The following is a 21,518-nucleotide window of genomic DNA, read 5'->3' on the forward strand; positions in this document are numbered from 1 at the left end:
GAAATCCGCGCTCACGCGGTGCCGGCGCTGCCGCCGTAGATCGCCTCGGAGAGGAGGTAGGCGGCGGCTTCGAGCCTGCCGTACGCGCCCCGCAGATCGCTGCTCGACGCATCCTCGTCGAGCAGCTTGCGCAGGATCACGCAGCCCTCGCGCACGCCGGAGAGCGTGGCCTCGTCGACGAGCTCGGCGTACGCCTCGAGGGCCTGCTCGGTCGTGTAGAGCAGCGTCTCGGACTGGTTCTTGAGCTCGGCCCGATCACGCCGCTTCGTATCTTCCTCGCGGAATTTTTCGGCCTCGCCGATGAGCCGCTCGACCTCCGACGGCGCGAGCCCACTCGTCGGCGTGACGCGCACCTTCTGCGCGCGCTTCGTGCCGAGATCCGTGGCCTCGACGTGGACGATCCCATCCTCGTCGATGTGGAAGACGACCTGGATCTTCGGCACGCCGCGCGGCGCGGGTGGGATGCCCGAGAGCTCGAAGCGCGCGAGGCTCTGGTTGTCGGCGGCCATCTCGCGCTCGCCCTGCAAGACGTGGATGGGCACGAATGTCTGCCGATCGAGGCTCGTCGTGAAGATCTCGCCGCGCGCGGTGGGGATCGTGGTGTTGCGCGGGATGAGCCGGGTCATGATGCCGCCGCCCGTCTCCACGCCGAGCGAGAGCGGCGTGACGTCGAGCAGGAGGATCTCGTCCGCCTGCCCCGAAAGCGCGGCCGCCTGGAGCGCCGCGCCCACGGCCACGACCTCGTCCGGGTTCACGCCCTTGCACGGATCCTTGCCGAAGAGCTCCTTCACGGCCGCCTGCACCGCCGGCATCCGCGTCATGCCCCCGACGAGCACCACGGTCTGGATCCCGCTCGGCGCGATCTGCGCGTCCCGCAAGACGTCGCGTGAGACCTCGATCGTGCGCTCCACGAGGTCCTGCGTGAGCATCTCGAGCTCGTTGCGCTGCATCGATCGTTCGAGGTGCAGCGGCGCGCCGTCCGGCCCGACCGCGATGAAGGGCAGGTTGAGCTGCGTCTCGAGCGAGGAGCTGAGCTCGTGCTTGGCCTTCTCGGCGGCCTCCTTCAAGCGCTGCATCGCCATCCGGTCCGTGCGCAGATCCACGCCGAATTCGAGCTGGAACTCGCCGACGAGCATGTCCATCAGCCGCCCGTCGAAGTCCTCGCCGCCGAGGTGCGTGTCGCCGCCCGTCGCCTTCACGTTGAAGACGCCGCCGCTGATTTCGAGGACCGAGATGTCGAACGTGCCGCCGCCGAGGTCGTAGACCGCGATCGTCTCGGCGCCCGTGGCCTTCTTGTCGAGCCCGTACGCGAGCGCCGCCGCCGTGGGCTCGTTGATGATGCGGCGCACTTCGAGGCCCGCGATCTTGCCCGCGTCTTTCGTCGCCTGCCGCTGCGCGTCGTCGAAGTACGCGGGGACCGTGATCACCGCCTCGGTGACCGGCTCGCCGAGGAAGCGCTCGGCGGTCTCCTTCATCTGCGCGAGGATCATCGCGCTGACCTCGGGCGGCGAGTGCGCCTTGCCGCGCAGATCGACCCACGCGTCGCCGTTCGGCGCGCGCACGATCGGGTACGGCACGAGCGAGATGGCTCGCTCGACGTCGGGCGTGTCGAGCTTGCGCCCCATCAGGCGTTTGACCGCGTAGACCGTGCTCTGCGGGTTCGTCACGGCTTGCCTTCGGGCCACCTGCCCGACGAGCCGTTCGCCGCTCGCGACGATCGCGACGACCGAGGGCGTCGTCCGCGCCCCCTCGGCGTTGGGGATCACCTTGACGTCGTTCGCCGACGAAGCCGACGCCACGTCGACAACGGCCACGCATGAGTTGGTGGTCCCGAGGTCGATGCCGACGATCCTTCCCATGGCGAGGGCGAGGATATCAAAGACGCGGCGAACGATGGTCCTCGGTGGACCGAGGACCGGGTTTTGCGTGGCGTTCGAGGGAAATCAGCTCGCCGCGGTCGCGCCGCCGCCGGGCGGGCCCTTCGAAACGACGACCATCGCCGGACGGACGAGGTAGTCCCCCATGCGATAGCCGGGCTGCACCTCGTACAGGACCACGCCGGCCGGATGCTCGGGCGATTCGAGGTGCTGGATGGCCTCGTGTTGCGCGGGATCGAAGGGCTGGCCGACCGCGACGACGCGATGGATCCCCATCTTCTCCAGCGTGTCGACGAACTGCTTCAGCACCATCCGCAGGCCCTCGGCCACGGCTTTCCCGTCGGCGGAGCCCTCGGCGTGCACGAGCGCGCGCTCGAAATTGTCGAAGACGGGCAGGAGCTCCTTCACCGTGGTCTCCCGGCCACGCCGCTGGGCGTCGTCGACCTCACGCCGCGAGCGCTTGCGGAAGTTGTCGAAATCGGCCGCGGTGCGCAGGAGCTGATCACGCGTCCGTGCGGCCTCGGCCAGGGCGTCCGCGAGGCGCTGCTCCACCGTGGGCGTCGGAGGAGCCGAGGGCTCCGCCGCGGCCGACGGCTGCTCGCCGTTCGTCGCTTCGCCGTTTTGACCGTTCGGATCCTGGGCAGACTTCGTCGTGGACTCGGCTTCGGACATGGGTGCGGGCCACTATAACCTCCAAAGATCGACTGGCAACGGGCGCCCCCCACCTGGCGACCCGAGCGAGCCACGCCGCGAGGGCGCGTGGCATTTGCCCCGGCGGGGCGACCGGCGTAGATCGCCTCGCATGACCCTCGCCCCCGCCTACGGAGCCGAGAGCCCCATCGCCGAGCTGCTCGAACCCGAAGACCTCCTTCCCCTCGCCGAGCGCAGGCTCGTGGGCAATTACCGCCAGGCCCCGTTCGTCCTCGATCGAGGCAAGGGCTCCGAGGTCTGGGACACCGAGGGGCGCCGTTACCTCGACTTCTGCGCCGGCGTCGCGGTCTGCTCGCTCGGCCACGCGCACCCGCGCCTCGTCGCCGCGATCGCCGAGCAGGCCGCGCGGCTGATGCACGTCTCGAACTACTTCTACAACGCCGAGAACGCGCGCCTCGCCGACGAGCTTTGCAAGAGGAGCGGCATGGACCGCGCCTTCTTCTGCAACTCGGGCGCCGAGGCGAACGAGGCGATGCTCAAGCTCGCGCGTCGTTGGTTCTTCACGAAAGGCGAGCCCGATCGCTACCGCATCATCGCCTTCGACAACGCCTTCCACGGCCGCACGATGGGCGCCGTCGCGCTCACCGGGACGCCGAAATACCGCGAAGGGTTCGGCCCGCCGCTCACCGGCGTGACGCACGTGCCCTACGGGGATCTCGACGCCGTGAAGGCCGCCATGGGCCCGGACGTCGCGGCGCTCTTCGTCGAGCCCGTGCAGGGCGAAGGCGGCGTGATCCCGCCCCCGAAAGGCTTCCTCCCCGGCCTGCGCAGCCTCTGCGACGAGCACGGCGCGCTGCTCTGCCTCGACGAAGTGCAGACCGGCGTCGGCCGCACGGGCGCCTTCCTCGGCGCGCAACACGACGGCGTCGAGGGCGACGCGGTCGCGCTCGCCAAGGGCCTCGGCGGCGGGTTCCCAATCGGCGCGCTCCTCATCAAAGAGCGCCTGAACGGCGTGCTTTCACCGGGCACGCACGGCTCGACGTTCGGCGGAAACCCGCTCGCGTCGCGGGCCGCGCGCACCGTGCTCGCCGTCCTCGACGAGGAGAAGCTCATCGAAGGCGCCGTCACGAAGGGCCAGCGCCTCGCCGAGGGCCTCGCGGCGCTCGTGAAGGAGCACCCCACGCTCTGCGTCGGACAACGCGGCCGCGGCCTCTTGCAAGGCCTCACGCTCGCGCAAGGCGTCGACACGCGCGCCGTCCTCGGCCGCGCCCGCGCCCAGGGCCTGCTCCTCACGGTCGCCGGCGCGAGCACGCTCCGCTATACGCCTCCGCTCGTCGTGCGCGAGGCCGAGATCGACGAAGCCCTCACCATCACGAGCCGTGCGCTCCTGGAGATGAAGCCGTGAAGCGTGATCTGTTGCGACTTGCAGACCTCGGGGACGGCGGCATCGTCGACATCCTGGATCGCTCGGCCTTTTATGCCCGCGTGCGAGGCAAGGCCGACCACCCGCGGCCGCTCGCCGGCCACGCCATCGCTCTCCTCTTCGACAAGCCCTCGACCCGCACGCGGCTCTCGCTCGAAGTCGCGACCGTCGAGCTCGGCGGCCACCCGATCATCGTCACGCCCGACTCCACCCAGATGAGCCGCGGCGAGCCCACCGAGGACACCGCGCGCGTGCTCGGTCGTATGGTCTCTGCCGTCACGTACCGCACGAACACCACGGCGCGCTTCGAGGCCATGGCCCGCGCTTGCCGCGCGCCCGTGCTGAACGCGCTCACCGACGACGCGCACCCGATGCAGGTCCTCGCCGATCTGCACACGACGCGCGAAGCACGCGGTCGGCTCGACGGCCTGCGCATCTGCTGGGTCGGCGACGCGAGCAACGTGGCCCGCTCGTGGATCGAGGCCGCGGGCTTGCTCAAGCTCGACATGACGCTCGCCACGCCGCCCGCCTTCGCTCCGCCCTTGCCCGAGGTCGACGAGGCGCGCGCCCGCGGCGCTCGCATCACCGTCACGACCGACGCGCGCGAGGCCGCGAAGGATGCCGACGTCCTGCTCACGGACGTGTGGGTCAGCATGGGGCAGGAGGCCGAGCGCGACTACCGCATCAGCGCGCTTTCGCCGTATCGGATCACGCAGGAGCTCGTCTCGCTCGCCTCGCGCGAGGTCGTGGTGCTGCACTGCCTGCCCGCGCATCGCGGCGAGGAGATCGACGCCGACGTGCTCGAAGGCCCGCGGAGCTTCGTGTGGGACGCCGTCGAGTCGCGGCTGCACACGAGCAAGGCGCTGCTCGAATGGGCCGCGCTCGGGCCCGGCTTCGGCCCGCCGCCGTTCGCTGTCGGCCGCGGCGGCGCGGCAGGCTGAGGCTCGGCGTTGCGAGCACTCGGACCCGTTGCCGATCCCGTGCCGTGCTCGGGGTGCGGCAAGCTGCTCGATCCGCTGCGCGCCGGTCACGTCGCGATCTTCGACAGCAAGTTTCACTTCTTCTGCGATCGTCACGCCTGCCGCGCGTGTTTCCTCGGTGAGCCCCCCGGCGAAGCCGAGACCACGCGCCCCGCGCGGGTCCCGCTCTCCCTCTTCGCGCCCCGCCGATCCGGCGCCGAGCCCGAGCCCTCGCGCAGCAGCCTCGACGCGCCCATCGTCCCTTTTCACGCACCCGCGTCGCGCGACGCTGCGCTCCCCGAGCCGCCCGCTCCCTTCGACGATCGGACCCTCGTCGAGCCCATCGCGCACGCCATCCTCACCGAGGAGCCGTCCCGCCTCGATGTGCCCGAGCCGCGCGACATCGGCGCGCTCCTGCTCGTCATCGCCACGATCGCCGGCACGCTCGCCGTCGCGCTCGGCCTCGCCGGCGATGCGGCCCTCGTCATCGGCGCCCGCATCGTGCTCGCGTCCGTCGGCGCCGGCATGCTCGTCGGACGCGCAGCCACGACCCCACGCGAGCCCTCCGATCCGCACCCCGCGCCGATCCTCGCGCCCTCGATCCTCTCGCTCGTCCTTGCCATCGGCGCCGCGCTCCGCGCTGTTCCTTCGCTCGGCGCCGAGGCGGCTTCGCTTGCGGGCATCATCGTCACCGCGACGGCCGTCGGCGCCTGGCTGCTCGAAGGCGCGCGGCACGCCTCTCTCGCCGAACGTGCCTTCGTCGCGCAGTCGCTCGCCGTCCCTGGCAGGCGCGCGCCCGACGACGGCTCGCCCGGCGAGATCGCGAAGAACAAAGTCTTCGACCTCTGCCCCGGCGAGCAGGTCCTCGTCGAGCCGGGCGAGGTCGTCCCCGTCGATCTCGTCGTCGTCTCGGGTGAGGTCTTCGTCCTGCCCTGGCTCGGCGCGACCACGCCCGTGCGCAGGCGCGCGGGCGAGCCTGTCGTCGCGGGCGCGAAGGTCGTGCGCGGCCGGCTCCGCGGCACCTGCACGTTCGCCGGCAACGACCGCGCGTTCGCGCGTGTCCTCATCGATCCACGCCGCCGCGCCGACGCCCTCGCGCCCATCGCGCGCGCCTCGCGTGCGCTCGCCGAACGCTGGTCGCTCGCCGCGCTCGTGACCGGCGCGCTCTCGGCCTTCATCGCCGGCGGCCGTACCTATGTCGAGATCGCGATGACCGCGGTCGCGTCCCACGCCGCGCTCGCGACCACGCTCATCGCGGGCGTCGCCGGCGTGCACGTCGCGCGCGGCATCTTGCACGCGCAGCGCCGCGGCATCGCCTACAAGAGCGAAGGCGCGTGGGACCGCGCGGCGCGCGTCAACGTCGCCGTCTTCTGCGCGCGCGGCACGCTCCTCCTCGGCGAACCCGAGCTCGCGGAGCTCGAAGCCCCGGGCGGCAAACTCGAACCGCTCGACGTCCTCTCGCTCGCGGCCGGCGCCGAGCGCGGCGAAGAGCACCCGATCGCCACGGCGATCGTGCGTGCTGCCGTGACCCGATCGGTGCGCCCCGACGGCGTGCGCAACGCGCATCATGTCCCCGGCCTCGGCGTCACGGCCGTCACGAGCTCGGGCGAAGACCTCTGCGTCGGAAGCCGCGCGCTCCTCCTCGCGAACCGCATCTCCATCGCCGCGGCCGAGCAACGCATCGCCGAACTCGAAGCCCTCGGCCGCACGGTCGTCCTCGTCGCGGTCGGCGCGCGCCTCGTCGGCATCCTCGGCTTGCAGGACGGCCTGCGCCCCGGCGCGCGTGCCGCGGTGCAGCACCTGCTCGACGCGCAGATCGAACCCGTGATCATGTCGGGTGACGCGCGGGAGACGTGCGAGGCCATCGGCCACTCGCTCGACGTCGACCACATCCGCCCCGAGGTCTTGCCGAACGAACGTGGGGCCGAGGTTCGCAGGCTCATCGACGCGGGCATGTCCGTCGCGGTCCTCGGTCATCCGGGCGTCGACGAGGGGGCGCTTGGCGCGGCGGACGTCGCGGTCGCGCTCGGCGCGGCTGGCTCCTCGCCGGGTGATCTTTCCGTCGCGCTGGCCTCGGACGACGTACGCGACGCGGCGCTCGCGCTCGCCATCGCGCACCGCGCGCGCCTCGAAGCACGCGTGGGGCTCGCGATTGCCGTCCTACCTGCGCTTGTCGGGGCGATCGCGGTGGCGTTCGGCGTGCTTCCGCCGGCCTACGCGCCGCTTGCCTCCCTGCTCGGAGGGGCGATGGCGGTTTTGCACGTGCGAGCGCTCGATCGCGTGCGAGAGTCTGGACCGACGCGAGGACACACGTGGGAAAACGGCCCAAGCGACCCTTGACGCACGGAAACCTGGACGGGATAAATGACGCCATGGTCGCGAGCGTGAGGGAGGAAGCCGTGACCCTGGACCGGGCCGCCGTGGATCGCTTGCGGGCTCGACTCCAGGCGTACATGGCCAAAAAGGGCCTGCGCTCGACGGCGCAGCGGCGGCTCATCGTCGACACGTTCTTCGAGGGTGCGTCGCACATGACCATCGAAGACCTGCTCACCGAAGTCCGCGTGCACGACAAAGGCATCGGCTACGCGACCGTCTATCGCACGCTCAAGCTCCTCGCCGAGTGCGGCGTGGCCTCCGAGCGGCGCTTCGGCGACGGCCTGAGCCGCTACGAGCTCGCCGACGACGCGAAGGCGCACCACGACCACCTGATCTGCATCTCGTGCGGCACGATCGTCGAGTTCGAGGAGCCGCGCATCGAGACGCTCCAGGACGAGGTCGCGCGTCGGTACGGCTTCCAGGTCACCTCGCACAAGCACGAGATGTACGGCACCTGCGCCGACTGTCAGAAGAAGGTGTCTTGAGGCGCGAGCCCCTCTCCTCTGCGGGAGAGGGGCCCTCGACGAGAACGCGGCGGGGTTTTACTCGCCGACCTGCGCGACGTAGCTGACGCGCGCGATCGGATCGTAGAGCGGGTTCAGCACCTGCACCGGCGGCGCCACGAGGCCTGCGTACTGCGTGTTGTCGAGCACGACGTAGTAGAGCCCCGGCGCGAGGTTGAACTTCCGTGTCTGCGCCGGCCCTGGCGCGAGCGGCGCGCCGCCGAGCACCGGCCCCGGCGCGACCCCGAGCGGCTGCCCCGTCTGGTAGCCCTCGCGCCACGGATCCCCGACCATCTTGCTGACGATCATCACGTCGAGCGTCGGCCCTTGCACGCTCATCGTCAGGTAGAGCGCTTGCCCCGAGCCGACCTCGAAGGGGCCGAGGAAGTCGCGCGCGTTGCCGTGGACGTCGACGGTCTCGTTCGCGAACGTGAAGCGCTCGTCGTCTTGCACCTTGAACGGCTTGATCGGCTTGTTCGGCGGCGTGAGGATCCCGAGCGCGAACTCGTTGCCGCGGTCCTCGTTCGCCACGACGGTGAAGCCGCGCGTGAGCTCGCCCGTCATCACCTGGTTGCCGAAGAAGTTCGTCAGCGTGCCGAAGGGTGGGATGTTCGAGGCGATGTTGAACGCCGCGTTCTCGATGTACCCGACGCGGAAGTCCGGCCCCGAGATGATGCGGTTCAGCCGCCCCCACACGTAGATGTCTTCGTCGGCGATGGCGAAGTCCGGCCGCAGCTCGATCGTCGTCGACGCCGAGAACCCGACGCGCTTGGCTGGGTTCATGTAGCCGTAGCCCGTCCCCGAGAAGCTCACCGCCACGGTCTGACGCGCGTCATCGACGGTGTAGTTGCACGTCATCGGGAAGAAGCGGCCGATCGCGGGCGAAGCCGAGTCGGTCTTCAACGACACGCCGAGCTTGAGCATCTCCGGGCAGATCCGACTCGCCCCGAAGTTCGAGAAGAGCCACCAGCGGAGCTGCGGGTTCGCGTTCACCACGGTGCCGGCGCAAGGGCAGCCGGCCACGGCGAAGGAGAGCGCGAGCACGAGCAGGACCAAGAACGCGCCCGCCGGTCGGGCGGACGACTTGCGACGGGATCGCAGCACGCGGATTACCATAGCGACAGAGCGGGCGAGCGTGTCCTGGAACCTGCAGGAAGCCGGGATCCAGGGCGCGCTCCGTTGAAGGTGGAGGAAGGCGAGAGAAGACGTTTCTTGGACGATCCGGAAGGCACCCTCCCTAAAAACAGGGCACGAATCCGGCACTTCGGAGTCATCTGGAGAATTTGCCCGGGATTCGTCGGTCGGATTTGACGCCCCCATCCAACAGGCCTACAAAAAGCGAAGCAAGCTAGCACAGGGGAGGAAAACGACGGCCCCGGGTGACTCGTAGGGACGGATGCGATCATGAGTGACCTGACGAACCGCTCTCGCAAAATCCTGCTCGCCGTCGTCACCGAGTTCATCTCGACAGGCGCGGCGGTGGGAAGTCGCACGCTCGCGCGTAAGTATGGCCTCGATCTGTCGGCAGCCTCCGTTCGTAACGTGCTCGCCGATCTCGAAGAGGCCGGGTACCTGAAGCAGCCGCATACCTCCGCCGGCCGTGTCCCCACGGATCGCGCGCTGCGCCTCTTCATCGACACGCTCGTCCAGGCGCGCGCCTACAGCCCCGAGGAGCAGGCCAAGCTCGGCAAACGTTTCGCCGAGATCTATGCGGTCGCGACAGACCCGATGCGCGAGGCCGGGCGGTACCTGTCCGAGCTCTCCGGCACGGCCGCGGTCATCGCCTCGCCTCGCACCGAGCTCCGCGCGCTCTCGCAGCTCCGCTTCATCCCCACGCGCCCCGGCCAGCTCCTCGCCGTGCTCGTCTTCTCCGACGGCACCGTCGAGAACCGCTTCATCCAGATCGAAGAGGTCCCCGCCGAGCCGGAGCTCACGCGCATCCACAACCTGCTCGCCGACGTCATCGAAGGCCGCTCGCTCGGCGAAGCGCGCGACCTCTTCGCGCGCCGCCTCGCCGACGAACGCATCGCGCTCGACGCCCTGCGTCGTCGCGCCTTCGAACTCGGCAGCCGCGCCACCGCTGACGTGAACCGCCGCAGCGGCGACGTCGTCATCGAGGGCCAAGGCAAGCTCATCGACTTGCCCGAGTACACCGACGCATCGCGTCTCAAGAAGCTCTTGCGCACGCTCACCGAACGCGAGGATCTGCTGACGCTCCTCGACAAGGTGATCGCCGCGGGCGCGGTGACGGTGTTCGTCGGCAGCGAGGCCGGCGAGCTCGGCGAAGGGGATCTCAGCCTCGTCGTCGCGCCGTACACCGAGCATGGGCGCGTCGCCGGCACGGTCGGCGTGCTCGGCCCGACGCGCATGGACTACGCGAAGGTCATGCCGCTCGTGGATGCGACGGCCACCGCGATGAGCGAAGCGCTCGGCGGAAGGCGCGGCTCATCCTGACGCGCGCAGCCGCTCGAGCACGCTCTGAAAATCTTCGGGTGCGGGTTCTTCAAAAAAGACCTCGTCGCCCGTCTGCGGGTGGATGAAGCCGAGCTCCGTCGCGTGCAGCATGAGCCGCGGTGCGTCGATGCGCGTGCCCGCAAAACCACGCACGTACACGTTCTCCCCGACGATCGGATGTCCCGCCTCGGAGAGGTGGATCCGGATCTGATGCGTCCGTCCCGTCTCCAGCCGGCATGCGACCAGCGTCGCGCCGCGCAGCCGTTCGAGCGGCTCGACGTGCGTCACGGCGAGCTGCCCGATTTGACGCTCGGGGGCTTCGCTCGGACGAGCCGAGCTGCGCCCCCGAACCCCCGCGCCGCGGCGCTCGCCTTCTTCGAGGGATCCTCGCAGCCCATCGCCGCGATCCGCGATGAGCCTTGATCGAAACGTCCGCTTCCCGATCTCGCCGTGCACGATCGCCAGGTAGACGCGACGCACCGAGTGCTCGCGGAACTGCTGCGAGAGGTGCTTCTTCGCCGCGAGCGTCCGCGTGAAGACGAGCAGCCCGCTCGTCGCCTTGTCGAGCCTGTGCACCACGCCGAGCGGCGCGCGTCCGCGGATCTTGTCGCGCCGCGCGAGCAGATCACGCACGAGCGCGTCGAGCGTCTTTTCGCGCTCCGCGGGCGACTCGTCGCCGAACGGGATCGTCGAGATCCCCGCGGGCTTTCGCACCACGACGAGGGCCGGATCCATGTGCACCACGAGCTCCTCGCCGATCTCCGCGAGGCGCGCGACCTTCGGCGAAGGCGCGCGCGGGTGCCGCGTGATCTCCGCGCCGGCCCGCGTCTTTCGCGTCGGATCGAGGATCTGTGTCCCGTCGATCGCGATCTTGCCGGTCTCGATGAGCCTTCGTGCGTCGGACCAGGACACCGCGGCGAGCGTCCGGACGACGCCGTCGAGCGGACGACCGCCGAGGTCGGGCGGGACGACCCAGGTCGCGTCGGGCGAACCGAGCGTGCTCGCGGGCTGACCGGCGGGCGGCGGCGTACGAGGGGAACCACGCGGGGCGGCGCGGGGGCGGGAACGAGGCGGGAGACGTGGGGACATGCAGGAAATCAGCGGGGATGCGGACCAACCGTGCGCGCACGATGACGTACCGTGCATGAATATGCCGCTCGATTTTTCCTCGCGGGCCTCGACTGCGCTATGCTCGGCCCGCTCTTCGGAGCAACGCTCGATCGTGGGTGCCCGACATCGAACGCCGCATGGGCGCCCGCGGCGGAAAATCATCCGGCTTGTTGACACGCTGCGCGCGCGAGACCGAAGATAGCGCGAAAGACAGCCCTAGCGGCGCTTTACCCCAGAGGAGACCGTTCCGTGGCCAGCACCATCCTCGCCGTCGACGACAGCGTGACCATGCGCAAGGTCCTCGAGATCACGTTTGCGGGTCCCGAGTTTCGCTGCGTCGCGGTCAATGGGCACGACGCGGCCCTGGAGAAGCTCAAAACCGAAAAACCTGCCCTCGTGATCGCGGACGTCACGCTCGAGGGCAAGAGCGGTTACGACCTCTGCAAGGCGATCAAGCAGGCTTCGCCCGCGACCCAGGTCCTCATCCTGTCGTCCAAGCAAAACCCCTACGATCAGGCCAAGGGCTCGTCGGCCCAGGCCGACGACCACATCGACAAGCCGTACGACAGCACGGCGATGATCGACAAGGTCAAGAAGATGCTGGCGTCGCCCGCGAAGCCGGCCGAGGCCCCGAAGGCCGCCGCGCCGATCGCCGCGCCGACCCCGGTCCCCGCGGCCCCCGCCAAACCTGCCGCGACCGTGCCCGCCGCAGCGGCCGCCGCGCCGCCCCAGCGCGCGAAGACGATGCTCTACAACCCGGGCGGCGTGAACGCCGGCCTCCCGGGCGCGCCCGCCGCCGCCACGAAGCCCGAGCCCGCGCTCGCGAAGACGGACGTCTCGGCCAAACCCGCCGTCGCCGCCGCCGTGAACGGCGGTCAGCTCAGCGCGCGCCTCGAAGAGATGGGCCTGACGCCCGTGCAGATCGAAGGCGTGCTCGCGCTCTCGCGCGAGGTCGTCGAGCGTGTCGTGTGGGAGGTCGTCCCCGTCCTCGCCGAGACGCTCATCAAGGAAGAGATCGCGCGACTGACGAAGTAGGCCCCGTGCGCGAGCACGAACCACGGCCGACGTCAATCCTCCCGTAGTCTTTCCCTCCTGCCGTTCCACGGACGGCGGGGGGCGTGCCTTGGGTGACTCCTGGTTACGAGGGAGGCTCGTGGTGCGGCCTCCGTCCATCGTGTGTTTCCAGCGTTGCTTGCTTCCATGACGGGGCGACTTTTACCATCCCCGGCATGAGCAACGCCGAACACCTCAGCCGTCAAACCCTCGAAGAAACCCCAGCCCGCGTCCTCGCCTTCCTTCGTGGCGTGGGCACGTCCGCGGTCATCCGCACGGCCCTCGCCGGGCGGGGGTATTCGTCCGAGGAGCACGCCCAGGGCTGGGAGCTCCTACATCGTGTCTCGGGGTATCGGGATCCGAGGGCCACGCCGACGGACGCGACGGACGCACAGAAGGCCATCGTCGAGCTCGATGCGTGGGACGAGCCAAACTTTCGCGTGAGCCGCGCCGCGCTGGAACGGCTGCACCCGGAGCAGGCGGCGTTCGTCTTCGAGGGCCTCTCCGCCCAGGTCGGCGCGGGCGCGGTCCTCTCGGTATGCACCTTCCTCGATCGGCTCGACGCCCTGGAGAGCGCGCCCGAGCGCATCACGACGCGCGATGCCGACCATGCGGCGCTGACGACGCTGGTGAAGCGAGGCATCACGAGCGCCGAGCGAATGCGCGTCCGAAAGCTCGTGCAAATGGCGCAAGCCATCGGCGCGCCGGCCGAAGCGGAGATCGATTCGACGGCCGACGCGCGGCGGGCGGACCTCGTGGCATTACGTGCCTGGTTCGACGATTGGTCGGAGACGGCGCGGACGGTGATCACGCGGCGGGACCATTTGATTCGGCTGGGGCTCGCAAAGCGAAAGAAGGCGGCGAAGCGGGCGGAGGGCGGCGAGGAAGGGAAGGGCGGGACGGAGGGATAACGTTTTCCGTCGAGGCTCGCCGTGGAAGAACCGGATGCTGTGGCAGCCCCCGCCACGAGGAGGATGGATCCATGAAATCGAATGCAAGGTATGCTCTTGTTGGGGTCTTTGCTCTCCTCGGCGCGGGCTGCCTGATTGCCGACGACGAAGAGGTCTGCGTCCTCGGCGAAAGCAACGGCGAACCTGCTTTGATCGTGGAGGCGTCACCCGCGCCCCTCGATCCGGCAGACCGGATCGTCTCGCAGGAGGTGCGCGAATACCTCGAATCACGGCGCCAGCAGCGGGGGATCGTCGCGACGACGGTCACGAAGTGGGGCCACGTCTACGACTGGATCGACATCAACTCGCAGGTGCCGGGCGGGGACATCGGAACGCCGCCGCCGATTGATGCACCGAACGACGCGAGCGGAGGAGACTGCAACCCGATCGCGGTCCGCAGCGAGCTGGAGGAGGATCCGGAAGCGATGGGACCGCCCGGGACCGTGCCGGTCCTCTGGGTCGATCCAGATCTGATCCATGCGCCGGGGACGGTGGCGGACTTCTTATCGCGGTACGGACGCGCGGGGGAGTTGCCTTCCTATTTGGAGGACGCGCCTCCCCCGTCGGTGGACGGACACGGACACTTTCATGCGCGGGCCAATTTGAGGAAGGATCCGGCCGGAGCGGGGTACTACGGGGGCGAGGGGTACTTCAACGTCTGGACGCCGTTTGCAATCGTCCCCAACGAGCAGTCGACGGCCCAAGTTGCTATCGGTCGGCTGTACCATAAGACCTTACCCCATGAGACTGTCGAAGCCGGGTGGCACGTCCTCGGAAGTATCAACGGCGATTACACCACGCGTTTCTTCGTCTTCTACACCACCACTGGTTACGCGACGGCGGGTGATTTCAAAGGAGGTTACAACATGAACCAGGCGGGGTGGGTCCAGGTCTCGCGCACGATGACTCCGGGCGTGATGCTCACGCCCACGAGCGTCCTCGGGGGGGAGCAGGTGGACATGTACCTCCGCGTCGAGTTGCACCAGGGGAGATGGTGGGTCCGGGTGAACGACGAGTTTGTCGGGTACTATCCGGCGTCGATATACGCGCAGGACGGGCTCGGCACGGAAGCGTCGGACATTCATTTCTTCGGCGAGACGAACGACGACCCGACGACCCCAGAGATGACCCACAGTGACATGGGAAGCGGGAAGTTCCCCACGATCGGGACCTGGAGAAGGAACGCAGCCTACATACGCAATCTCCAGTATCAGTGGCATCCCAACGGAGACAGGACGAAATTCTTCACGGCGGATGATCAAGTCAAGGCGACGAGGTCGGAATGTTATGATGTGCTCGCCAATTTTGGTTTCGATGCCAACGATCCTTGGGACAGCCAGATCTATTTCGGTGGACCTGGATACAACCCCGCTTGCCAATGCCCCACTCCCAAGTGCCCATGAACGAGACACAGCGCAATCTGGCACGTCGGGCAGCGGTCATCTTCGCGTTGTTCGTGATCGTGTACGCCCTCGTGGGCGCAGCATTCCGATGGCATCGCAGCCACGAGCGAAGGAAGCAGGAAGCCGCGGAGGCAAAGGCGCACGAGGAGGAATACAACAAATTCATGCAGGCGTGGGGGAAAGGCCGCCGCAGAGCATTTTTGATTTGCGACGACGATGATCCCGAATGCCCTCCCGACACGCTCTGCGATCGGAGGCAGTGCGTGCCTATCGGGGCTGCGTCGTCCTCTCCGCACATGCAGCCATGCGACAACAACGACGCGTGCGTCGAGAAGGATGGCACGCATCTCGTCTGTTTCCGCGGACGCTGCCGGCACTGCCTGAAGGACGAAGAATGTGGTCCGGGCCTTTCCTGCAAACCCAGCAGCGGTTTGTGTGTGCCCTCGGCCCCAACAGACGCCCCCCTCCCCCCGCCCAGCGCCTCTCCCTGAACCGCTCCGCCCCCTCCACCCTTGTCGACGCGCCCCCATCCCCGTCGAACCCGCCTCCCGCCTTGTCACCCCTCCCCCACCGCGTGCCGCCTCACCAACCTGCCCACGCCCTCGTCACACGGGACGAAATTCCTGCCTCGACACGCGCTCCTTGACATCCGACGAGCCTCCCTGTCCGGCGCCGGCGCCCTCGCCCCGCCGCCGACAAGCTCCGCACTCGTCTGACAAGCCTCCACCGGCCCCCGACAAGCCGTTGCAGCGCTCGGGGCTGCGCTCGGACAAGCCGAGCTGCGCCCCGAACCCCTTCCCCTCGTGCCGCGGTGTGGCAATGTGCCTGCCCCCGATGAGCACTGCCGAACTCGCAAAAGCTTACGAGCCGAAGGACGTCGAACCCCGCTGGTACGCCTACTGGGTCGAGCACGACGTCTTCGCCGCCAACCCCGATCCGGCGGATACGCGACCCGTGTACGTCCTGCCCATGCCGCCCCCGAACGTCACGGGGTCGCTCCACATGGGGCACGCGCTCTTCGTCACGCTCGAGGACGTCCTCACCCGCTGGCATCGCATGCGCGGGTTCAACACGCTCTGGCAGCCCGGCATCGATCACGCGGGCATCGCCACGCAGACCGTCGTCGAGCGTCAGCTCCGCCGCGAGGGCAAGAGCCGCCACGACCTCGGCCGCGCGGCGTTCATCGAGCGCGTCTGGCAGTGGAAGGCCGAGAGCGGCGGCCGCATCGCGCTCCAGCAGCGCGAGCTCGGCGCGAGCCCCGACTGGCCGCGCAGCAAGTTCACGATGGACGCCGACATGTCGCGCGCCGTGCGCGAAGCGTTCGTTCGCCTCTACGAGCAAGAGCTCATCTACCGCGGCACGCGCCTCGTGCACTGGGACTGCGAAGCGCAGACCGTGCTCTCGAACCTCGAGGTCGAGAACGAGGACGCGAACGGCGAGCTCTTCAAGTTCGCTTATCCCGTGGCCGGAGAGGAAGGCGAGATCGTCGTGGCCACGACGCGCCCCGAGACGATGCTCGGCGACACGGCCGTCGCGGTGCACCCCGACGATCCTCGGTACAAGCACCTCCACGGCAAGCGCCTGCAGCACCCGTTCCTCGATCGGCAGGTCCCGATCATCACCGACGCGATCCTCGTCGATCCGAAGTTCGGCACGGGCGCCGTGAAGGTCACGCCCGCGCACGACTTCAACGATCACGAGACGGGCAAGCGCCACGGGCTCGAGATGATCTCGATCATGAACAAGGACGGCACGCTCAACGCAGAGGCGGGGCCGTTCGCGGGCATGGAGCGCTTCGCCGCGCGCAAGGCGGTGAAGAAGGCGCTCGAAGACAAGGGACTCACGCGAGGGACCGAGCAACACAAGCTCGTCCTCCCGCGCAGCGAGCGGAACGGCTCGATCGTCGAGCCGATGATCTCCACGCAGTGGTTCGTGAAGATGAAGCCGCTCGCGGGCCCGGCGCTCGCCGCCGTTCGTCACGGGCACGTGAAGATCATCCCCGAGGACTGGACGAAGACCTACGAGCACTGGATGACGAACATCCTCGACTGGTGCATCTCGCGCCAGCTCTGGTGGGGCCATCGGATCCCGGCGTTCTACTGCGACACTTGTGGCCACCTGATGGTCACGCGCGAGGATCCCGCTGCGTGTGAGAAGTGCGGCAGCGACAAACTCCGCCAGGACGAGGACGTGCTCGACACGTGGTTCTCGAGCGGCCTCTGGCCCTTCGCGACGCTCGGCTGGCCGAACGAAACGGACATGCTCCGCAAGTTCTACCCCGCGAGTGATCTCGAGACCGGCTACGACATCCTGTTCTTCTGGGTCGCCCGCATGATGATGATGGGCATCCACTTCATGGGCGCGCCGCCGTTCAAGCGCATCCTCCTGCACGGGATGGTCGTCGACGAGACCGGCGACAAGATGGCCAAGGTGAAGGGCAACGTGATCGACCCGCTCGACCTCGTGCACGGCGCGACGTTCGAGTCGGTCGTCGAGAAGACGCTGCCCGGCGCGCCGCGCGAGGAGGCGCTGAAGAAGTTCAAGAAGGCGTACCCCTCGGCCGCGCAGATGGGCACGGGGTTCTCCGCGTACGGCGCCGACGCGCTCCGCTTCACGCTGAGCACGTACGCCCCGCAGGCGCGGCGCATCCCGCTCTCGCCGAAGAAGATCGAGGGCAACCGGCACTTCTGCAACAAGATCTGGAACGCGGTGCGGTACTCGCTGCCGTACCTCGAAGGCGCGCGTGTCGGGCGCGAGCCGCCGAAGGCCACGACGCTGACGAACCGCTGGATCCTCTCGCGGCTCGGCGCGGCGCTCGAGACCACGAAGCGCGGGCTCGACGAGTTCCGCTTGGATGAGGCTGCGCTCGCGCTCTATCACTTCTTCTGGGGCGAGCTCTGCGACTGGTACCTGGAGCTCACGAAGCCCGTGCTGAACCCGAGCGCGGGCGCGGTTCCGGGGCCGGAGCAGGATGAGACGAAGGACGTGCTCGCGTACGTGATCGAGGCGTCGATCCGCGCGCTGCACCCGTTCATCCCGTACATCACGGAGGAGCTGTGGCAGCGTCTGCCGCGGCCTTCGGGCGCGCCGAAGTCGATCGCGCTCGCCGCGTATCCGGAGTCGGGCACGGCCCCGCGCGATGAGGAGGCCGAGCGCGAGATGGGCGTCGTGATGGCCGTGATCTCGGCCGCGCGAACGATCCGCAGCGAGCACGAGGTGCACCCGGGCGCCGAGGTGCCGCTCTTGCTCCGCGCGGAAGGGGAAGCGACGTTGTCGCTGCTGCGGGCCGAGGCGCGCGCGATCAAGACGCTCGTGAAGACCGCGGCGGAGCCGGGGATCGAGGCACGCGGCGGGGCGCGGCCGAAGGGCGCGGTGATGAGCGTGGCGGCGGGCGTCGACGTGCTCGTCGACCTGCGCGGCCTCGTCGAGGGCGCGAAGGAAGCCGCGCGGATCGAGCGCGAGATCAAGAAGACGGAGAAGGACGTCGCCGCGCTGGAGAAGAAGCTCTCGCTTCCGAGCTTCGCGGAGAAGGCGCCGCCCGAGGTCGTGGCGGAGTCGCGGAGTCAGCTCGACGAGCTGACGAAGAAGCGCGTGGCGCTGGAGGAAGCGAAGAGTTTGGCGGCGGAGCTCGGATGAAAGAGGTAAGGTTTGTCTCCGGAGGTCCTGGGATGAACGAACCGGCGCACAAGCTGAAGTACACGTTCGCGGAGTACGTGGCGTACGACGAGGCGAGCGAGATCAAGCACGAGTACGTGGACGGCGAGATATTCGCGATGGCGGGGAGTACGGCCCGGCATTCGCTGCTCACGACGGGGATGAGCAGCGCGCTCAGCCAAGCACTCCGCGATCGCGGATGCCGCGTCTTCAGCCCGGATATGCGCATCCGCGTGCAGGAGACCGGCCTCGCGACCTACCCCGACGTAAGCGTCGTCTGCGGCAAACTCGAGTTCGACCCCGAGAGCTCGACCACGCTCACGAACCCCCTTCTGATCGCCGAAGTCCTCTCGCCGAGCACCGAGAAGTACGACCGGCGGCAGAAGTTCAACCACTACCGGCGCATCCCCACGCTCCGCGAGTACCTGCTCGTCTCGCAGGACGAGCGGCACATCGCGCACTACACGCGCAACGAGGACGACACCTGGACGCTGCGCGACGTGCGGCTCTCGCAGCCCCTCGCGCTCCGAACGCTCGGAGTCACGCTCTCGCTCGACGACATCTACCGCGGCGTCTTCGACGACTGAGGCTTCACGCCCCCCACCAGAGCATCTCGTGCACCTGCATCTGCCCCTGGATGCTCACGATCACCCGTAGTTTGTCCCCGTCCGTCTCCACCACGTGCGCCGGGAACGCGTCTGCCGGGTAGAACGCGCTCTTCACGAACCCCTTCGCGTCGAGCCAGAACAGGTGCACACCCTCGGGCGTCGGCCCGTGCAGGAGCAGCATCCGCCCGCCGCCGAGCCACACGAAATCCAGCCACTTGAAGCCGAGCTCCGTGAAGCGCTCCGCCGACGGGAAATCCTCGCCCACGTCGCGCAGCTCCGGCAGGTGCGCGCGCAGGTGCTTGTAGAGCAGGTCGTACCGCACCTTCGCGAGCCTCGGCATGCGCCGATCCGGAGGCGCGATCACGGGCAACGCCTCCGCGTCGAACGTCGGCACCTCCACGTGCGTTCGGTACCGATCGACGAGCCGCGGGAGATCGATCTCATCGTCGGAGAGCGCCTTCAGCCACCACCCGAAGATCGAGAGATCCCCCGTGCCCGCGCGTGACGTGAGCCGCACGAGCGACTCCCACAGCGGCCGCCGCACCTGCCACACGCCCCCGTGGTTCTTCACGACGCACGCGCCCACATACAGCGCTCCGTGCGTCACGAACTGCACGAGGAACGGTGGTTCTCCTTTTGCCTGGGGCTCGAGCCAGGCATCCCGCTTCTCGCGCGAGAGCTTCGCGCCGAGCCGATGCACCGACGCGTCCGAGTAGTCGAGCACGAGGTCCGGCGCGCCGAGGGCCTTCGGCGCGAGGTGCGCGAAGGTCTCGGCGATCGCCTCGATTTGCCCGACGATCGTCGCGTTCCCGGCTGGGTTTGCGTCCTCGGTTCGGGCCTTGGTCAGGTCGAACCGGACGTCCTTCGGGTAGTACGGCTGGAAAAACCTCGCGAAGAGGAGCTCGGCGGTGCGTTTTTCGGCGCTCATGGAGGAGGGCGAGGAGGGCGAGGAGGGCGCGCTCAGAACATCTTCTTGCGCTTCGAGGACGACAGAATCCCGAGCATCTCCCGGTACTTCGCGACGGTCCTCCGCGCGATGCGGATGCCGTCCTGATCCTCGAGGATCTTCACGATCGCCTGATCACTCAGCGGGTTCGACTTGTCCTCCGCCGCGATGATCTTCTTGATCGCCTGCTTCACGCTCTCCGAGGCGATGTCCTCGTCCGCGACGCGGTGGATCGACGAGTTGAAGAAGTACTTCAGCTCGAAGAGCCCCTGCGGCGTGTGCACGTACTTGTTCGACGTCACGCGCGAGATCGTCGACTCGTGCATCCCCACGCTCTCGGCCACGTCGCGAAGGATCATCGGCTTCAGGTAGGCCACGCCTCGTTCGAGGAAGTCCTTTTGCTTCTCGACGATGCACTCGGTCACCTTGATGATCGTCCGCCGCCGCTGCTCGATGGCGCGGATCAGCCACTGCGCGGACCGGAGCTTCTCGCTGATGAACTCCTTCGCCTTCGGGTCCTTCAGCATCCGCTGCGCGAGGCCCTCGTTGATGAAGAGCCGCTGCAAACCCTTGTCGTTGTCCGTCACGACCCACAGGTCGCCGTCCTTGATGACGTAGACGTCGGGCGTGATGGCGATCGTCTTGTCGTCCACCTCGGCGAAGTTTCGCGCCGGGACGCTCTCGAGCTTCTGGATCTCCTGGACCGCCTCGTAGACCTCTTCGAGCGGAATCTTCAGCGCCTTGGCGATCGCCGGAAAGTTGCGCCGTTCGACGTTGTGGAGGTGATCCTTGATGATGGCCATCTCGACGGCGTCGTAGCCGAGCACCTCTGCTTGGATGCGCAGGCATTCCGAGAGGTCCCGCGCCGCGACGCCCACCGGGTCGAAGCGCTGGAGCATGGCGAGCACCTCCGGCGCGTCCTCCGGGTTGAGGTCCGCCTCGTTGGCGAGGTCGTCGAGCGTCAGGTCGGGCCGCTTCGTCCCGTCCGGGTTCTCCCCGCCCGACATGTCGAGGTAGCCGCGGTCGTCGAGGTTGCCGATGATGAGCTCGGCGAAACGACACTCGTTCTCCACGAAGTCGCTCATCTGGAGCTGGAAGAGCAGGTGCTCCTGCAGGCTCAGGTTCCGGGTCAGGTTCTGCTCGATCGGCGGCAGCTCCTCGAACCCCCCGCGCTGCGAGGGCATCGCCTGCTGGAGCTGCCGGTTCTCGAGGAACTGCTCCCAGTCGACCTCCTTGACGCGTTTCTCCGTGTCACGCATCGCGAGGTCGGTGTCGGAGTGCTCCGAGCCTGGCCTCTCGAGGTTGTTCGGGTTCCCCCGACCGTCGAGCTCCGGCGCCTCCCGGTTCGTCGTCCCCGACGTGTCCCTCGACTTCGAGGTCACCGAGTCACCCGAGTCGTCGGCGAGCAACGGGTTGCCGTCGAGCTCCTTGCGGATTTCCTCTACCAGCTCAAGGCGCGACAGCTGTAGCAGCCGGATCGCCTGCACCAGCTGTGGTGTCATCACCAACTGCTGGGACAGCTTGAACTGGAGCTTCATCTCCATGCCCATC

At 68.4% G+C, this 21,518-nt stretch carries 16 protein-coding genes; 10 read left to right on the forward strand and 6 right to left on the reverse strand.

What is annotated here, in order from left to right; translation table 11 throughout:
- Positions 1–11: 11 nt before the first annotated feature.
- Together dnaK and grpE are read right to left on the reverse strand one after the other, a co-directional pair.
- Complete coding sequence (gene dnaK, locus E8A74_RS11085; protein ID WP_136928929.1) at positions 12–1,859, reverse strand: molecular chaperone DnaK; 1,848 nt, start codon at positions 1,857–1,859, stop codon at positions 12–14.
- 84 nt (positions 1,860–1,943) lie between these two features.
- Positions 1,944–2,549 carry a nucleotide exchange factor GrpE gene (grpE, locus tag E8A74_RS11090; protein WP_136928930.1) on the reverse strand — a complete coding sequence of 202 codons (606 nt, stop codon included), beginning with the start codon at positions 2,547–2,549 and terminating at the stop codon, positions 1,944–1,946.
- Positions 2,550–2,679: 130 nt separating this feature from the next.
- On the opposite strand from grpE, the gene E8A74_RS11095 reads away from it, so the two are divergent.
- From E8A74_RS11095 to E8A74_RS11110, 4 genes are all read left to right on the forward strand, one after another.
- Positions 2,680–3,933 carry an aspartate aminotransferase family protein gene (locus E8A74_RS11095; protein WP_136928931.1) on the forward strand — a complete coding sequence of 418 codons (1,254 nt, stop codon included), beginning with the start codon at positions 2,680–2,682 and terminating at the stop codon, positions 3,931–3,933.
- Positions 3,930–4,892, forward strand: a complete 963-nt coding sequence (gene argF, locus E8A74_RS11100) for an ornithine carbamoyltransferase (RefSeq protein ID WP_136928932.1) — start codon at positions 3,930–3,932, stop codon at positions 4,890–4,892. The genes E8A74_RS11095 and argF overlap by 4 nt, the downstream gene beginning before the upstream one ends.
- Positions 4,893–4,901: 9 nt before the next feature.
- Positions 4,902–7,250 (forward strand): HAD-IC family P-type ATPase, encoded by a 2,349-nt coding sequence (locus E8A74_RS11105; RefSeq protein ID WP_136928933.1) that lies wholly within the window; start codon positions 4,902–4,904, stop codon positions 7,248–7,250.
- A gap of 65 nt (positions 7,251–7,315) precedes the next feature.
- A complete protein-coding gene (locus E8A74_RS11110) occupies positions 7,316–7,771 on the forward strand; it encodes a Fur family transcriptional regulator (protein WP_232379510.1) in 456 nt (151 codons plus the stop codon).
- Between the two features lie 57 nt (positions 7,772–7,828).
- On the opposite strand, the gene E8A74_RS11115 is transcribed toward E8A74_RS11110, so the two are convergent.
- On the reverse strand, positions 7,829–8,893 hold the full coding sequence (locus E8A74_RS11115; protein WP_232379498.1) for a hypothetical protein: 1,065 nt from the start codon (positions 8,891–8,893) through the stop codon (positions 7,829–7,831).
- A gap of 300 nt (positions 8,894–9,193) precedes the next feature.
- On the opposite strand from E8A74_RS11115, the gene hrcA reads away from it, so the two are divergent.
- Positions 9,194–10,243 carry a heat-inducible transcriptional repressor HrcA gene (gene hrcA, locus E8A74_RS11120; RefSeq protein ID WP_136928935.1) on the forward strand — a complete coding sequence of 350 codons (1,050 nt, stop codon included), beginning with the start codon at positions 9,194–9,196 and terminating at the stop codon, positions 10,241–10,243.
- Here the strand turns inward: hrcA and E8A74_RS11125 are convergent.
- Positions 10,235–11,332: an RluA family pseudouridine synthase gene (locus E8A74_RS11125; RefSeq protein ID WP_136928936.1), complete on the reverse strand. Its 1,098-nt coding sequence runs from the start codon at positions 11,330–11,332 to the stop codon at positions 10,235–10,237. The genes hrcA and E8A74_RS11125 overlap by 9 nt on opposite strands.
- Before the next feature lie 270 nt (positions 11,333–11,602).
- On the opposite strand from E8A74_RS11125, the gene E8A74_RS11130 reads away from it, so the two are divergent.
- From E8A74_RS11130 to E8A74_RS11145, 5 genes are all read left to right on the forward strand, one after another.
- Positions 11,603–12,388: a response regulator gene (locus E8A74_RS11130; RefSeq protein ID WP_136928937.1), complete on the forward strand. Its 786-nt coding sequence runs from the start codon at positions 11,603–11,605 to the stop codon at positions 12,386–12,388.
- Between the two features lie 194 nt (positions 12,389–12,582).
- The gene (locus tag E8A74_RS52125; protein WP_170229044.1) at positions 12,583–13,317 is read left to right on the forward strand and encodes a hypothetical protein; all 735 of its coding nucleotides are present in this window, start codon (positions 12,583–12,585) and stop codon (positions 13,315–13,317) included.
- A gap of 71 nt (positions 13,318–13,388) precedes the next feature.
- Positions 13,389–14,759, forward strand: coding sequence for a neprosin family prolyl endopeptidase (locus tag E8A74_RS11135; protein WP_170229045.1), 1,371 nt, complete (start codon positions 13,389–13,391; stop codon positions 14,757–14,759).
- Positions 14,760–15,593: 834 nt separating this feature from the next.
- Complete coding sequence (locus tag E8A74_RS11140; protein ID WP_170229046.1) at positions 15,594–18,395, forward strand: valine--tRNA ligase; 2,802 nt, start codon at positions 15,594–15,596, stop codon at positions 18,393–18,395.
- Between the two features lie 32 nt (positions 18,396–18,427).
- Positions 18,428–19,000, forward strand: coding sequence for a Uma2 family endonuclease (locus E8A74_RS11145; protein WP_136928940.1), 573 nt, complete (start codon positions 18,428–18,430; stop codon positions 18,998–19,000).
- Between the two features lie 4 nt (positions 19,001–19,004).
- Here the strand turns inward: E8A74_RS11145 and E8A74_RS11150 are convergent, their stop codons facing one another.
- Together E8A74_RS11150 and rpoN are read right to left on the reverse strand one after the other, a co-directional pair.
- Positions 19,005–19,949 carry a hypothetical protein gene (locus tag E8A74_RS11150; RefSeq protein WP_136928941.1) on the reverse strand — a complete coding sequence of 315 codons (945 nt, stop codon included), beginning with the start codon at positions 19,947–19,949 and terminating at the stop codon, positions 19,005–19,007.
- A gap of 32 nt (positions 19,950–19,981) precedes the next feature.
- Positions 19,982–21,517, reverse strand: a complete 1,536-nt coding sequence (rpoN, locus tag E8A74_RS11155) for an RNA polymerase factor sigma-54 (protein ID WP_136928942.1) — start codon at positions 21,515–21,517, stop codon at positions 19,982–19,984.
- Position 21,518 lies beyond the last annotated feature (1 nt).

Origin of the sequence: Polyangium fumosum (assembly GCF_005144585.1) — a bacterium.
Classification (GTDB): domain Bacteria; phylum Myxococcota_A; class Polyangia; order Polyangiales; family Polyangiaceae; genus Polyangium; species Polyangium fumosum.

Bases quoted from the DNA above. Each gene is read 5' to 3' on its own strand.
- dnaK (WP_136928929.1), bottom strand. From the start codon at position 1,859: ATGGGAAGGATCGTCGGCATCGACCTCGGGACCACCAACTCATGCGTG.
- grpE (WP_136928930.1), bottom strand. From the start codon at position 2,549: ATGTCCGAAGCCGAGTCCACGACGAAGTCTGCCCAGGATCCGAACGGT.
- E8A74_RS11095 (WP_136928931.1), top strand. From the start codon at position 2,680: ATGACCCTCGCCCCCGCCTACGGAGCCGAGAGCCCCATCGCCGAGCTG.
- hrcA (WP_136928935.1), top strand. From the start codon at position 9,194: ATGAGTGACCTGACGAACCGCTCTCGCAAAATCCTGCTCGCCGTCGTC.
- E8A74_RS11125 (WP_136928936.1), bottom strand. From the start codon at position 11,332: ATGTCCCCACGTCTCCCGCCTCGTTCCCGCCCCCGCGCCGCCCCGCGT.
- E8A74_RS52125 (WP_170229044.1), top strand. From the start codon at position 12,583: ATGAGCAACGCCGAACACCTCAGCCGTCAAACCCTCGAAGAAACCCCA.
- E8A74_RS11135 (WP_170229045.1), top strand. From the start codon at position 13,389: ATGAAATCGAATGCAAGGTATGCTCTTGTTGGGGTCTTTGCTCTCCTC.
- E8A74_RS11140 (WP_170229046.1), top strand. From the start codon at position 15,594: ATGAGCACTGCCGAACTCGCAAAAGCTTACGAGCCGAAGGACGTCGAA.
- E8A74_RS11145 (WP_136928940.1), top strand. From the start codon at position 18,428: ATGAACGAACCGGCGCACAAGCTGAAGTACACGTTCGCGGAGTACGTG.
- E8A74_RS11150 (WP_136928941.1), bottom strand. From the start codon at position 19,949: ATGAGCGCCGAAAAACGCACCGCCGAGCTCCTCTTCGCGAGGTTTTTC.
- rpoN (WP_136928942.1), bottom strand. From the start codon at position 21,517: ATGGGCATGGAGATGAAGCTCCAGTTCAAGCTGTCCCAGCAGTTGGTG.